The sequence below is a fragment of the Paenibacillus sp. MT86 genome (genome assembly GCF_058792535.1).
Genome location: NZ_CM179499.1, coordinates 1,890,391 through 1,903,301 on the forward strand (window position 1 = coordinate 1,890,391; position 12,911 = coordinate 1,903,301).

Consider the following 12,911-nt stretch of genomic DNA (forward strand, 5'->3'; position numbering starts at 1 on the left):
AAAATATACGAAAGTAGGATGATGAACATGCAACAAACATTCAGAATTATTGACGAAGATGGAATTCACGCACGCCCGGCAACCGCATTGGTGAATACGGCTAACAAATTCCAGGATACCAACTCTTTTGCCGAAGCTAACGGCAAAAAAGTAACGCTGAAGTCGATTCTCGGCGTTCTGTCCCTCGGATTGGAGCAAGGCGACACATTGACACTGATCACGGAAGGCGGCAATGAAAGCGAGGCGCTGACAGCATTGCAAGAAGTGATGGTGAACGAAGGGCTAGGCGAGCTTCATGAATAATTTGAAAGGTATTGCGGCTTCCGCAGGTATTGCGATAGCACGTGCTTTTACGCTGGAGCATCCCGATTATTCCGTCACGGAGAAGCAAGTGACGGACACGGATGCGGAGCTCGCGAAGCTGGATGCGGCGCTGGCCCAGTCACAGGCTGAGCTGGAAGCGATCAAAGCCCGCACGCTTCAGGAACTCGGGGAGAAGAAGGCTGAGATTTTCGAATCTCACCTTCTCATCCTGAATGATCCCGAATTGATTGAACCGGTCAAGGCGAAAATCGCTTCTGAATCGGTTAACGCGGAATATGCGCTGAACGAAACGGCAACCCAGTTCATTCAAATGTTCGAGAACATGAAGAGCGCCTACTTACAGGAGCGAGCAGCGGATATGCGCGACGTCACCAAACGCATCCTGAAGCATCTGCTCGGCTTGAATTATGTCAGCCCTTCGGAGATCAGCGAAGAAGTGATCGTGGTTGCAGAGGATTTGACTCCGTCGGATACGGCGCAGTTGAACCGGAACTACGTTAAGGGCTTCACGACGAATATCGGCGGACGTACCTCGCACTCCGCCATCATGGCCCGTTCCCTTGAAATTCCGGCTGTCGTCGGGACGAAGAACGTGCTCTCTGCGGTCAAAAACGGGGATATGATCATCGTTGACGGATTGGAAGGGGATGTCATCGTTAATCCTACGGAAGCCATCGTAGAACAATACCGTGCGAAGCAAGACGCCTATGCCAAGCAGGTGGAGGAGTGGAAGAAGCTGCGCTCCGAACCGACGGTTTCCAAGGACGGAATCCATGTGGAGCTGGCTGCCAACATCGGGACGCCGAATGATGTGGCCGGCGTGCTGGAGAACGGCGGAGAAGCCGTAGGATTGTACCGTACGGAATTCCTGTACATGGGCAGAGACAAACTTCCTTCCGAAGAGATCCAGTATGTCGCTTACAAATCGGTTCTGGAGAAAATGGAAGGCAAGCCGGTTGTTGTTCGCACGCTTGATATCGGCGGGGATAAGGAGCTGCCGTATCTGGATCTTCCCAAGGAAATGAATCCGTTCCTCGGATTCCGTGCCGTCAGATTGTGCCTGGACCGCCAGGATATTTTCAGAACACAGCTTCGGGCGCTGCTGCGTGCAAGCGTCCACGGCAACCTGCGTATCATGTTTCCCATGATAGCGACACTGGGCGAGTTCCGCGAAGCCAAAGCGCTTCTGGAGGAAGAAAAGGCTAAGCTTATAAGCGAAGGCATTTCGGTTTCCGAAGAAATCCAGCTGGGCATCATGGTGGAGATTCCATCTACCGCCGTGCTTGCCGATCAATTTGCCAAAGAGGTGGATTTCTTCAGCATCGGAACCAATGACCTGATTCAATACACGATGGCCGCCGACCGCATGAATGAACGGGTGGCGTATCTGTACCAGCCATACAATCCGGCGATTCTGCGACTGGTTAAAATGGTCATCGATGCCGCCCATCGCGAAGGCCGCTGGGTAGGCATGTGCGGCGAAATGGCCGGCGACGCGACTGCTATTCCGATTCTGCTCGGTCTGGGGCTGGATGAGTTCAGCATGAGCGCGACCTCCATTCTGCCGGCTCGCAGCCAGATCGGGAAGCTGTCCCGCAGCGATATGCAGGCACTTGCAGCCAAAGCGCTTGAAATGGGTACCGCAGAGGAAGTAGTGGCTCTGGTGGAATCCATTGAGGCTGCAGCCGAGTAAGAAGGAAGACAACGTACAACTTGATCGATCCCTGCAGTCGTATTACGTTTGTTTCTGGGGACTCTACCAATCTTTTTCCACGATAGCATCACATTGACAACATCTGTCCATAGCGGACAGATGTTTTTTTGTCAAAAGAAAGACACCGGGCATATTTGCTAGTATAATAGCCTAAATATATAGTGAATTGGCTTGGAACCCAAACCAATTCAGGGCTTTTGGCATACCATGATATATGAAAGCGTTCTAAATTCATGTGCTAGAGGTCTGTCTTATGATTCAGGCGCCCATACTAGGAAGTAAATCTACTATAAGTGACGGTGACGATGAGTATGGACATGATCAAGAGCTGCACAAGCGTTAAGCTGGGAGCGACCTACCGAAGAGAGGGAACGGCCTTTCAGGTATGGGCTCCGGATGCGGTTAATGTAAAGCTGGCTTTATATGAGGGTCCGGGAGAGTATAACGAGCAGGGTCTTGTGACGGATCACGAGGGCGGTACGCTGTATGCGATGGTCCGGAATGAGGAAGGCGTATGGTCGGCTCAGGTAAACCGTGATCTCCATGGAACTTATTATATGTACCGAATCGAGTCTGCACAGGGGAGCGTCTGTTATGCCGTTGACCCTTATGCAACCGCTGTGTCCGCGAATGGCTGCCGCGGCGCAGTGGTCGACCTGGCGAAGAGCAATCCGCCGGGGTGGGAGCAGGATGTTAGACCGAACCTGCTAAAGCCTACGGATTCGGTGCTCTATGAGCTGCATGTACGCGATTTCTCGATCCACACGGATTCGGGAATGAAATATAGAGGAAAATACAAGGCATTTACGGAGGGCGGTCTGCGAGACTCCGAAGGAAACGCCCTTGGTCTGGATCATCTTGAGGAATTGGGCGTGACCCATGTGCATCTGCTGCCGGTATTTGATTTCCGGACGGTCAATGAGCTGGACGGATATGCAAGCGGGCGTTTAAGCCGCGAGTATAATTGGGGCTACGATCCGCAGAATTACAATGTGCCTGAAGGTTCGTATGCAACAGATCCCATGGATCCGATCGTGCGCATCCGGGAGCTGAAGGAGATGGTTATGGCCCTTCATGCAAGGGGAATCCGCGTCGTCATGGATGTGGTTTATAACCATACGTATACGGTGGACGACGGCCCGTTCGAACGATTGGCGCCGGGGTACTTCTATCGCAAGGACGGATACGGGAATCTATCGAACGGTTCGGGCGTAGGGAACGAGCTGGCCACGGAGAAGCCGATGGTGCGCAAATACATCAAGGATTCGTTAAAATACTGGGCCCAGGAATATCATATCGACGGATTTCGGTTCGATCTGATGGCTCTGATCGATACAACGACGATGAAAGAGATCGTAAGCGAGCTGCTCCGAGAGGTCGACCGTTCTCTTTTGTTCTATGGTGAGCCATGGACGGGAGGAATGAGCCCGTTAACGGAGCAAACCGTCAAGGGAAGCCAGAAGGGCCAAGGCTTCGCCGTATTTAATGATCATTTCCGGCATGCCATCAAGGGGGACAATGACGGGCGCGGCCGAGGGTTTGCTACGGGCGAGCCATGGTACGAAGGGGCCGTCGTTGAAGGAATGATGGGCTCGATCCATGATTTTGCGCTCCACCCGGAGGAAACGGTGAATTATGTCACCGTGCACGACAATTTGAATCTGTGGGACAAAATTTTAGTGGCGCAAGGCATGGAAGAGCAGGCAGGGCTTCTCCGTTTGACGGATGGGAAGCTGGTTAACGAAGGAGATGTATGGCAGGCAACCGCTGCGTCCACACCCTATGCCGGCATACCTGATGAAGATGTGATGTCGGCTGCGGCCGTGCGCCGGAGCTTGCTGGCTAACGGCATCGTGCTGCTCTCCCAGGGGATTCCGTTGCTGCATGCGGGCGATGAGCTGCTACGGACGAAATACGGCGATCATAACAGCTACCGCAGCGGGGACGCCATCAATGCCATTCGCTGGTCCAATAAGCGACGCTTCAAACCGGTGTTCGATTATTACAGAGGTCTTATCGCCCTGCGAAAAGCCCATCCGGCGTTCCGGATGGCATCAAGAGAAGAGATCGAAGGCCATATGGAAGTGCTGCGAAGCAGCGATCGGATTATTGCTTTCCGCCTTACGAAGCCAGCCGAACAAGGCAGCTGGGGACAAATCGTCGTCATCGTTAACGGCAATGAACATGAAATGCCGGTGGATCTGCCGCCTACCCCTTACCGCTGGAACATCGTGGTGAATGATCGTCAGGCGGGGATAGATACGATCCAGACGCTGGATCAAGGGAAGGCAGTCATTCCAGGTCTGTCGCTGATGGTGTTTTATGAGGATCTGGCCCATATGAAACAGGGGCTGACGGCCGTTGAGATCGAATATGAAAGACGCGACCAAGCATACGAGGGATGGAACGTATGGGTATGGGGAACGGGCGTGCAGGATGGCAGCATTCCATTCTCCCGCACGGACAGCGGCAGGGCACGGGCGGTCTTCTACGCGGCTTCCGGAACCGATCGGATCGGCTGTATCGTCAGGCTGAATGAATGGGAGGACCGGGAAGGCGAGAACGATTGGTTTATCGATATTCCGCCGGATGAAGCAGAGGTTCGGATAACGCTGCGAAGCGGACAAAGCGAAGACAGCGACTCTAAAGAGCAGCGGGATATCGCCAGTTAGAATAGGATGAAATAACAAGGAGCCCTTTCCATGGAAAGGGCTCCTATTTACATATTTTCAAAAGGGGTACTCTTTATTACCCGCTGCATTGTCATTTAAAACATCGAAATTCCATGATTAGTTAGCAGGTAAATAGGGTAATAATGAGATAGACTTTGTTTTCGATAAAGGAGGATGTCACTCATGTCAAAAGGAAACACAGTTCAACTGAAAGCCAATGTGCGTGATGAATTTACCCGGGCATCTCGCCGAGAGCTTCGCGAAAGCGGCGGACTTCCCGGTGTTGTATACGGTGCGGGCGAGGAAAGCATCCCCGTAGCTGTTGATTTCAAGGATACGGCGAAGCTGTTCCACACCGGGCGTTCCGAGGTGTTTCAGCTAGATATTCCGGGCTCTGGCAAAGTGCCTGTGTTGATTAAGGATATTCAGAAGAGACGCGGCAACGTATCCCATGTGGACTTCCTGCGCATCTCCATGAACAAGCCGGTGCGTGTCAGCATCCCGGTGGATTATCAGGGCACTGCTGCCGGAACGAAGTCCGGGGGCATCCTGCAAACCCAGGTCACGGAAATCGAAGTGGAGGGTTTGCCGGGCGATCTGCCTACTACCCTGGAAGCGGACGTATCCGCCCTGGAGATTGGGGACAAGCTCACGGTAGCTGATCTTAAGGTGCCGGAGGGTATCACATTACACGCCTCGGAAGAGGAAATTCTCGCCACGGTCATCGTGCCTCGCGCGGTGGAGGCGGCGGAGACCGAGAGTGAAGCGGACGCTGAGGAAGCGAATGCGGAAGAGGCCACAACCGAAGAATCATAATAAGCATGATAAAAAGGCGCTTGCTTTGCTGGTATCCAGCAGGGCAAGCGCCTTTTTTGGCGCAAGGCAGGAATGGCTTTATTTAACCTTGCGGTCATGAATGCCTTTGTAACTGATCGGAGCGTCCCCGAAGTATTTGTTCCATATGGTCAAATACGTTCCGTCCTGCTGCATGGTAGCCAGGGCATTATCCACGGCCGCCACGAGATCCGGATTCCCTTTGACGAAGGCTGCGGAAATCTCGGATACTTGATCGGCGGATTCGGCGGCAACGACCGGTATATCCGGGAACTGCTGCTTTAGGTTGGTGACGGATAGCTGGTCCGAAATGACGGCATCCAGGTCTCCATTTGCGAGCTTGTTAGCGGCGTCGGATATATATTTAATCGGGACCGCTTCCGCTCCGTACCGCTTGGCCATATCCTTATAGATTCCGGTTGGGTTCAGGCCTACGCGCTTGCCCTTGATATCCGAAAAGGTACGGATCTGAGCTTCGCCCGAGGAATGAACCAGGAGGACGGGGGTAGAGGATAAATAAGCGACGGAAAAATCATAGAGCGCCCGCCGGTCCGGCCGGTCTTCGATCTGGTTGAAGACGGCGTCGTATTTGCCTTCCGTCAGCCCAGGCAGCAGATTCTCCCACCCGGTCTCAACGAATTCGGCCTTTAGCTCCATATGACGGGCAACCTCTTCAGCGATTTCCACATCGAATCCCGTAAGTATTCCGCCTGTACCATGGTAACTGAAAGGGGGGTAATCCCGTTCCGTGGCGATTCGCAGGGTTCCGCGTTCCACGGCATTCCGAAGCAGGAAGCCGGTGTTCACCCGGTATGGATTAACGCCCATGTTCGGGGACGGGACCCGGTCGTTGCTGTTCACCGTACAGCCGCTAAGCACAATGGAACCGAAAAGAGAAAGCAAGCAGGCAAGACTGACATAACGTATCGATTTTGTTCCGCGCATGACTCCAAAAACCATCCTTTCTTTATTCACGGTCCCTCGAGGCCCATTTCGTAAAGTTAGCATGTCCCAAAGGATGGTTCGTATATTCGCGAAATGTCAGTGCCCGGCCATAATAACGTGTACTAATTCAACGTAAGAGTAAACGAACCAAAAGAGGCCTTGCCTCCTCCGGCTGCGGCAGCAGCAGAAAGCGCAAGGCCTCTTATCGCTAGAATCGGTTGGAGCTCACTACGGCAAGGCTTAAAGATAACGCCGTTTCTTGGTTAACGGGCCATCCATCCGCCGTCCACGCATAACACATGCCCGTTCATGTAATCCGAAGCGGCGGAAGCGAGGAACACGGCAGGGCCTCCGATATCCTCGGGCTTGCCCCAGCGTCCGGCCGGAATGCGGTCCGTAATGGACGTGCGGCGATCCTCGTCCTGACGGATGGCTGCCGTGTTATCGGTTTCGATGTAACCGGGAGCAATGCCGTTCACCTGGATGCCGCTGGCTGCCCATTCGTTGGCCAAAGCCTTGGTTAAGCCGGCAACGCCATGCTTGCTCGCCGTGTAACCGGGCACATTGATTCCGCCTTGGTAGGACAGCATGGAGCAAATGTTAATGATCTTGCCGCTGCCGCGTTCGATCATATGTCTCCCGGCCAGTTGGGACAGCAAAAAGACGGTGTTCAAATTCAAGTCGATCACGTCAAGCCAATCCTGCACGCCGTGATCCTTAGCCGGGGTCCGGCGGATAATGCCGGCATTGTTTACCAGAATGTCCACATGCCCGGTCAGCTCCAGCGCTTGATCAAAGGTCTGCTGAAGTTTGCTTTGGTCGCTTAAATCGACCCGAATCTCGGAGGCTTTTCTGCCGAATCCCTTGATGGCTTCAATCGTTTCGGCGCTTGTATTCATGGACACGGCAACGATATCCGCGCCGGCCTCGGCCAGCGCTATGGCGATGCCTTGCCCCAGTCCGCGGGCCGAGCCGGTGACGATCGCCGTTTTGCCTGATAAATCAAACCTGTTCATGCTCCGTTAATCCCCTCTCATATGTTCGCTAAATGGATGCAGTACGAAACTAGGCCGTTCGTTATAGAGGTAAGAGTCTCATGCGGGCGGTTACAGCAGGGTAACGCCGGCTCCCTCGTATTGCTTTACCGTCTCGGGAGACAGTCCCGCATCGGTCATGATGCCGCTGATCTCCTGCAAGGATGAAAAAGTCCGCAAGGCCGTCTGACCGAATTTATGATGATCGACGACGGCATAAACCTCCGCCGAGGTTTCGATTAAGGCCCGTTTGAACGGAATCAAATCCCCGGTATAGATGGACAACCCATGGTCAAGATGGACGCCCGTGGCAGATACGAAGGCTTTTTGAATGTTCAGCTGCGTTACGTACGCTACGCCTTCCGGGCCTGCGAGCATGTTCCGCACCCGGTAGCCACCCGGAACGACCAGCCGGATATGATTCTTGGTCGCCAGCTCGCTGATGATATAGACATCGTTCGTAATGACCGTTAACGGCATATCCTCCAGCCTGCGGGCGATCTCCAGCGTGGTGCTGCCGCCGTCAAGGGCAATGATGTCGTTCGTGTTGATATGCTTCAGTGCCTTCTGCGCGATTTCGGTCTTCTCATCCGGGTGCTTGGCCAGCGGTTCTTTTGAGGGCAGGATGCCGAATTGGTCGCTGTGCGCCAGCACGGCTCCGCCGTGCACGCGGACGATCAGACCCTGCTCCTCGAGCTTGGTCAAATCCTCGCGTATGGTTTTTCCGGTTACCTGAAGCTGCTGGCTCAAATCGGCGACGGTCACTTCTTTATGGGTTAGAAGGTACTCCATTATTTTTTCATAACGTCGTAACGGGTTCATATGGTTCTCAACTCTTCCGTGGGTTAATGGATATTCCCCTCTATTTTAAATCCTTCATGGACACGGGGTCCATATCATCATAACGTTTGTTGTCCCCGGCCATGCCCCAGATAAAGGTATAGTTGCTTGTGCCTACTCCGCTGTGGATCGACCAGCTCGGCGAAATCACGGCCTGTTCGTTGCGCATGACGATGTGGCGCGTTTCGCTCGGTTCACCCATCAGATGGATGGCGACCGCATCCTCCGGCAAGTCAAAATACAGATACGCCTCCATGCGTCTTGGATGCGTATGGGCAGGCATCGTGTTCCACATGTTCCCTTCCTTCAGCAGGGTCATGCCCATGACAAGCTGGGCACTCTGAATGCCTTTTTGATGAATGAAGCGATAGATCACGCGATCATTGGAATTTTTGATGTCGCCCAAAGCGCTGGAATCGGCTTCTTCAAGGGTGGCTTTGGCCGTCGGGAACGATTGGTGGGCCGGGGCCGAATTCAAATAGAATTTGGCAGGATTGGCCGGATCGGTGCTTTGGAAAATGACCTCTTCGGTCCCCATGCCAACGTACAGGCATTCTTTGTTGTTCAGCTCATGCTCCGTCCCGTCAACCAGGACGGTACCGTGTCCGCCGATATTGATGATGCCAAGCTCACGGCGCTCAAGGAAAGAAGAAACGCCCAGCTCTTTAAGGTCGGTATCCAGCTTGACCTGCTCCCGTACGGGTGCGGCACCCCCGATAATCAAACGGTCTTCATGCGTCAGGACCAGCTCCAGCTTGTCGGGCGTAAACAGGACGGGAATATGGAATTCCTTGCGAAGCCGTTCCGTGTCAAATTGTTTCACTTCATTCGGATGTGAGGCATAACGTCTTTCCATTGCATGTCATCTCCTTAAGAGTCATTTTATAATCCATTCATAATGTTCATATAAGTACAAATTACTCCATTTACGTTCATATTACAATAGCCAAAATTCAAAATGAACGAATTGTTGAGTCTTGAAAAGCCGTTTTCCTCCATTTTTACCGACTGAAAAGGGGGAGGAAAGGGAAGAATTAGCTTGAGAAGATATGACAAAGGATGAGCGGACTTAGGAAGTCATAAAGCGAACAAAGCAGGACTAGGAGATGGGAAGCCCTATGAAAAGAATGATGGTTATCTTTGCTGCTCTGCTGGCAGTAACCGGTTCCCAAACGGCAGCCGACGTGCCTCATTATCCATTTCATCATGCCAGGGAACGAGAGGCCTGGATCAGGTCCGGGGATGAACGCGACGAGTCCTGGGTCAATATCGCCCATCGGGGGGCGTCGGGTTATGCGCCTGAGAATACGATGGCTTCGTTTGTCAAAGCGTTTGACATGGGAGCGGATATGCTGGAGCTGGATGTTCAGCTGAGCAAGGATGGAGAGGTCGTGGTGATCCATGATTCCACGGTTGAGCGAACCACCGACGGGCAAGGCGAAGTGGGCGGCCTAACCTTGGAGGAGCTGAGGCGGCTGGATGCGGGTTCTTGGTACGATTCGTCGTTCAAAGGAGAAATCATTCCGACATTGGCGGAGGTGCTTGAGCACTTCGGTGGCCGGATCGGATTGCTGATCGAATTGAAATCGCCCTCCCGGTACCCGGGCATCGAGCAAAAGGTTGCTGGCGATCTGAGAAGATATGCCGCCCAGACTGAAGGACAAATGTACAAGGACCTGATTATCGTACAGTCTGCCGATACGGACTCGCTGGTTCGGTTCCGCCAGCTGATGCCCGATATCCCGCTTGGCGTAGTTATCACCAGTGCGGGCGACTTATCCAGGCAGCGGCTGGATAATATGAAGGCGTACGCGGACTACGTGAGTATATCGATGAGGCTCGTCTCCAAGGGTCTGGTCCAAAAGATCCATCAATCGGGGATGAAAACGATGGTGTGGACCATTCGGGATATGCTGCAAATACCTTATGTGCTTCAAATTAACGTTGACGGTATCATTACGGATTATCCGGACCGGGTGCCGATTACGATTTCGAACAGGAACATGACCAGATGAATAATGAACGACGGCAGTCTCTTGAGAAATCAAGGGCTGTTTTTTACTTTACGTCAATAAAAATAACACACGATAAAGAAAATTCATTCTATCATTATATAATCACAAACTAAATGTTATTTTATATAACACAAAATAAGGGATTCACACGACAATTTTACTAAAATTGAAAAAATGGAATAAAATTATGTAAGAATTATTGACACATGAAATATAAGGCAACTATAATGTGGAATAACGAACAGAGTAGAGAGGTTATAGACGGAATGTTCGGAAACGGAAAAAGGGAGTGGGGAGCCAATGAAAAAACAAAGCGTAATCGTTAAAGGATGGGCCTCGTTTGTATTATGCGCCATTTTAATGTCAGGCTGCGTGACGGAAAAGGAAACCGCTCCAACCGCCGGAGCGGGTAACGGGAGCCCGCCGGTAGAAGCTGCAGGCGATTCGATCAAGGTCGGCATTCTTCACTCGCTTAGCGGAACGATGGCGATCAGCGAGGTGTCCGTTAAGGATGCCGAGATGCTTGCGATCGAAGAGATCAATGCGGCGGGCGGCGTGCTCGGCAAGCCAATCGAACCCGTGATCGAGGACGGCGCCTCGGATTGGCCGACCTTCGCGGAGAAGGCGGGCAAATTGCTGCAGCAGGATAAGGTTGCCGCCGTGTTCGGAGGCTGGACCTCCGCCAGCCGGAAAGCCATGCTCCCTGTTTTCGAACAAAACCACGGTCTTTTGTTTTATCCGGTTCAATATGAAGGGCTGGAATCCTCACCTAACATTTTCTATACGGGCGCAACAACCAATCAGCAAATCGTGCCTTCGGTGTCCTGGCTGTTCGAGAACCGCGGCAAAAAAATGTTTCTGCTCGGCTCCGATTATGTGTTCCCAAGAACGGCCAACAAGATCATTAAGGCCCAGCTGACGGCCGAAGGCGGCGAGCTGGCGGGAGAGGAATACACGCCGCTGGGCCACACCGATTTCAGCACGATTATAGCCAAGATCAAAGATGCGAAACCCGATATCGTCTATAACACGCTGAACGGCGATAGTAATGTGGCCTTCTTCAAGCAGCTGAAGGATGCGGGCATTACCTCCAAGGATATGACCACGCTGTCCGTAAGCGTAGCGGAGGAGGAAATCCGCGGCATCGGCGCCGATATCCTGGAGGGCCATCTGGCAGCCTGGAACTACTATCAGTCCACGGATACTCCTGAAAACAAAGCTTTTGTTGATAAATACAAAGCGAAATACGGCGCTGACCGGGTCACGGCCGACCCGATCGAGGCAGGTTATACCGCGGTGTATTTGTGGAAGGCTGCGGTAGAGAAGGCGGGAACCACGGACGTGGATAAGGTGAAGGAAGCGGCCAAAGGCATTGAGTTCGCCGCCCCCGAAGGCAAAGTGACCATCGATGGCGACAATCAGCATATTCATAAAACGGTGCGCATCGGCGAAGTGCAGGCTGACGGACAATTCAAGGAGCTCTGGAACTCGGGCGAACCCGTCAAACCGGACCCCTATCTGAAAACATACGATTGGGCAAAAGGTTTGAGCGGCGAATAAAACTTCATCTCATGCATGAAAGGCCTGCGGGCCTTTCTTGAAAGGAGGGTCACCCCGGATGGATATGACGATCCTGCAGGTGTTTAACGGACTGAGCGTCAGCTCGATATTATTATTGATCGCGCTCGGCTTGGCGGTAACGTTCGGCTTAATGAATGTCATTAATATGGCCCATGGCGAGCTGATCATGATCGGCGCTTATTCCACGTACGTTACCCAAGGCTTGTTCTCCGCCTATATGCCGAAATCCTGGTTCGATACCTATTTCATCGCCGCATTGTTAGTATCCTTCATGGTTGCCGCCGCGGTCGGCTGGCTGCTTGAAATGGTGCTCATCCGCCATCTGTACGGCAGGCCGCTGGATAGTCTGCTCGCCACATGGGGCGTCGGAATGATGCTGCAGCAAATCGCAAGGTTCATCTTCGGCGCACCGAACGTGGCCGTAACCAGCCCTTCCTGGCTGAACGGCGGGCTTGCGATCACCTCAAGCATCATCCTTCCTTACAAGAGGCTGTTCATTGTATTGCTCGTGGCCATCGTGCTGACGGCGATGTATCTCTATATTTACAGAACGGTTCAAGGCCGTAGAATGCGGGCGGTGATGCAGAACCGAAGCATGGCCGGTTGTCTCGGCATTTCGACCCGGCGCGTGGACGGACTGACGTTTGCGATCGGCTCCGGCATCGCCGGTATTGCCGGCTGCGCATTGACGCTGCTCGGCCCGATCGGACCATCGATCGGAACCTACTATATCGTCGATGCTTTCATGGTGGTGGTGCTGGGGGGCGTCGGAAAGCTGGTTGGCACGGTTGCCGGAGCGCTGGGCATCGGCGTGTTCAACACGCTGTTTGAGACCTATACTTCGGCTTCCATCGGTAAAGTGCTGGTGTTCGCCTGCATCGTGGCTTTCCTGCAGTGGAAGCCTAGCGGGCTCGTCGCGCTGCGAACGCGCAGTTTGGATTAGAGAGGAGGG

General features: G+C 53.1%; 11 protein-coding genes. 7 read left to right on the forward strand and 4 right to left on the reverse strand.

The window, feature by feature from the left end:
- The first annotated feature begins 27 nt into the window (after positions 1-27).
- The 4 genes from AC3RCL_RS08165 (at position 28) to AC3RCL_RS08180 (ending at position 5,526) form a co-directional block, all read left to right on the forward strand.
- Positions 28-303 (forward strand): HPr family phosphocarrier protein, encoded by a 276-nt coding sequence (locus AC3RCL_RS08165; RefSeq protein ID WP_009591829.1) that lies wholly within the window; start codon positions 28-30, stop codon positions 301-303.
- Positions 296-2,017 (forward strand): phosphoenolpyruvate--protein phosphotransferase, encoded by a 1,722-nt coding sequence (gene ptsP / locus AC3RCL_RS08170; protein WP_096772963.1) that lies wholly within the window; start codon positions 296-298, stop codon positions 2,015-2,017. Before AC3RCL_RS08165 ends, ptsP begins: the two co-directional genes overlap by 8 nt.
- A 332-nt stretch (positions 2,018-2,349) precedes the next feature.
- Positions 2,350-4,710, forward strand: a complete 2,361-nt coding sequence (gene pulA / locus AC3RCL_RS08175) for a type I pullulanase (RefSeq protein ID WP_492536295.1) — start codon at positions 2,350-2,352, stop codon at positions 4,708-4,710.
- 183 nt (positions 4,711-4,893) lie between these two features.
- Positions 4,894-5,526 (forward strand): 50S ribosomal protein L25, encoded by a 633-nt coding sequence (locus AC3RCL_RS08180; protein WP_015734086.1) that lies wholly within the window; start codon positions 4,894-4,896, stop codon positions 5,524-5,526.
- Between the two features lie 78 nt (positions 5,527-5,604).
- On the opposite strand, the gene AC3RCL_RS08185 is transcribed toward AC3RCL_RS08180, so the two are convergent.
- The 4 genes from AC3RCL_RS08185 to kduI form a co-directional block, all read right to left on the reverse strand.
- Positions 5,605-6,489 carry a transporter substrate-binding domain-containing protein gene (locus tag AC3RCL_RS08185; RefSeq protein ID WP_492535142.1) on the reverse strand — a complete coding sequence of 295 codons (885 nt, stop codon included), beginning with the start codon at positions 6,487-6,489 and terminating at the stop codon, positions 5,605-5,607.
- Between the two features lie 263 nt (positions 6,490-6,752).
- A complete protein-coding gene (gene kduD, locus AC3RCL_RS08190) occupies positions 6,753-7,505 on the reverse strand; it encodes a 2-dehydro-3-deoxy-D-gluconate 5-dehydrogenase KduD (RefSeq protein WP_009591832.1) in 753 nt (250 codons plus the stop codon).
- Positions 7,506-7,595: 90 nt separating this feature from the next.
- Positions 7,596-8,345 (reverse strand): DeoR/GlpR family DNA-binding transcription regulator, encoded by a 750-nt coding sequence (locus AC3RCL_RS08195; RefSeq protein WP_492535144.1) that lies wholly within the window; start codon positions 8,343-8,345, stop codon positions 7,596-7,598.
- A gap of 40 nt (positions 8,346-8,385) precedes the next feature.
- Positions 8,386-9,219, reverse strand: coding sequence for a 5-dehydro-4-deoxy-D-glucuronate isomerase (kduI, locus tag AC3RCL_RS08200; protein WP_009591835.1), 834 nt, complete (start codon positions 9,217-9,219; stop codon positions 8,386-8,388).
- A gap of 262 nt (positions 9,220-9,481) precedes the next feature.
- Here kduI and AC3RCL_RS08205 point away from each other — a divergent pair, with 262 nt between their 5' ends.
- The 3 genes from AC3RCL_RS08205 to urtB all read left to right on the forward strand — a co-directional run bounded on the left by AC3RCL_RS08205 (position 9,482) and on the right by urtB (position 12,902).
- The gene (locus tag AC3RCL_RS08205) at positions 9,482-10,378 is read left to right on the forward strand and encodes a glycerophosphodiester phosphodiesterase (RefSeq protein WP_492535146.1); all 897 of its coding nucleotides are present in this window, start codon (positions 9,482-9,484) and stop codon (positions 10,376-10,378) included.
- A gap of 300 nt (positions 10,379-10,678) precedes the next feature.
- Complete coding sequence (gene urtA, locus AC3RCL_RS08210; protein ID WP_492535147.1) at positions 10,679-11,938, forward strand: urea ABC transporter substrate-binding protein; 1,260 nt, start codon at positions 10,679-10,681, stop codon at positions 11,936-11,938.
- 58 nt (positions 11,939-11,996) lie between these two features.
- Entirely contained in the window at positions 11,997-12,902 is a 906-nt protein-coding gene (gene urtB / locus AC3RCL_RS08215) for an urea ABC transporter permease subunit UrtB (protein WP_492535148.1), read from the forward strand.
- Positions 12,903-12,911 lie beyond the last annotated feature (9 nt).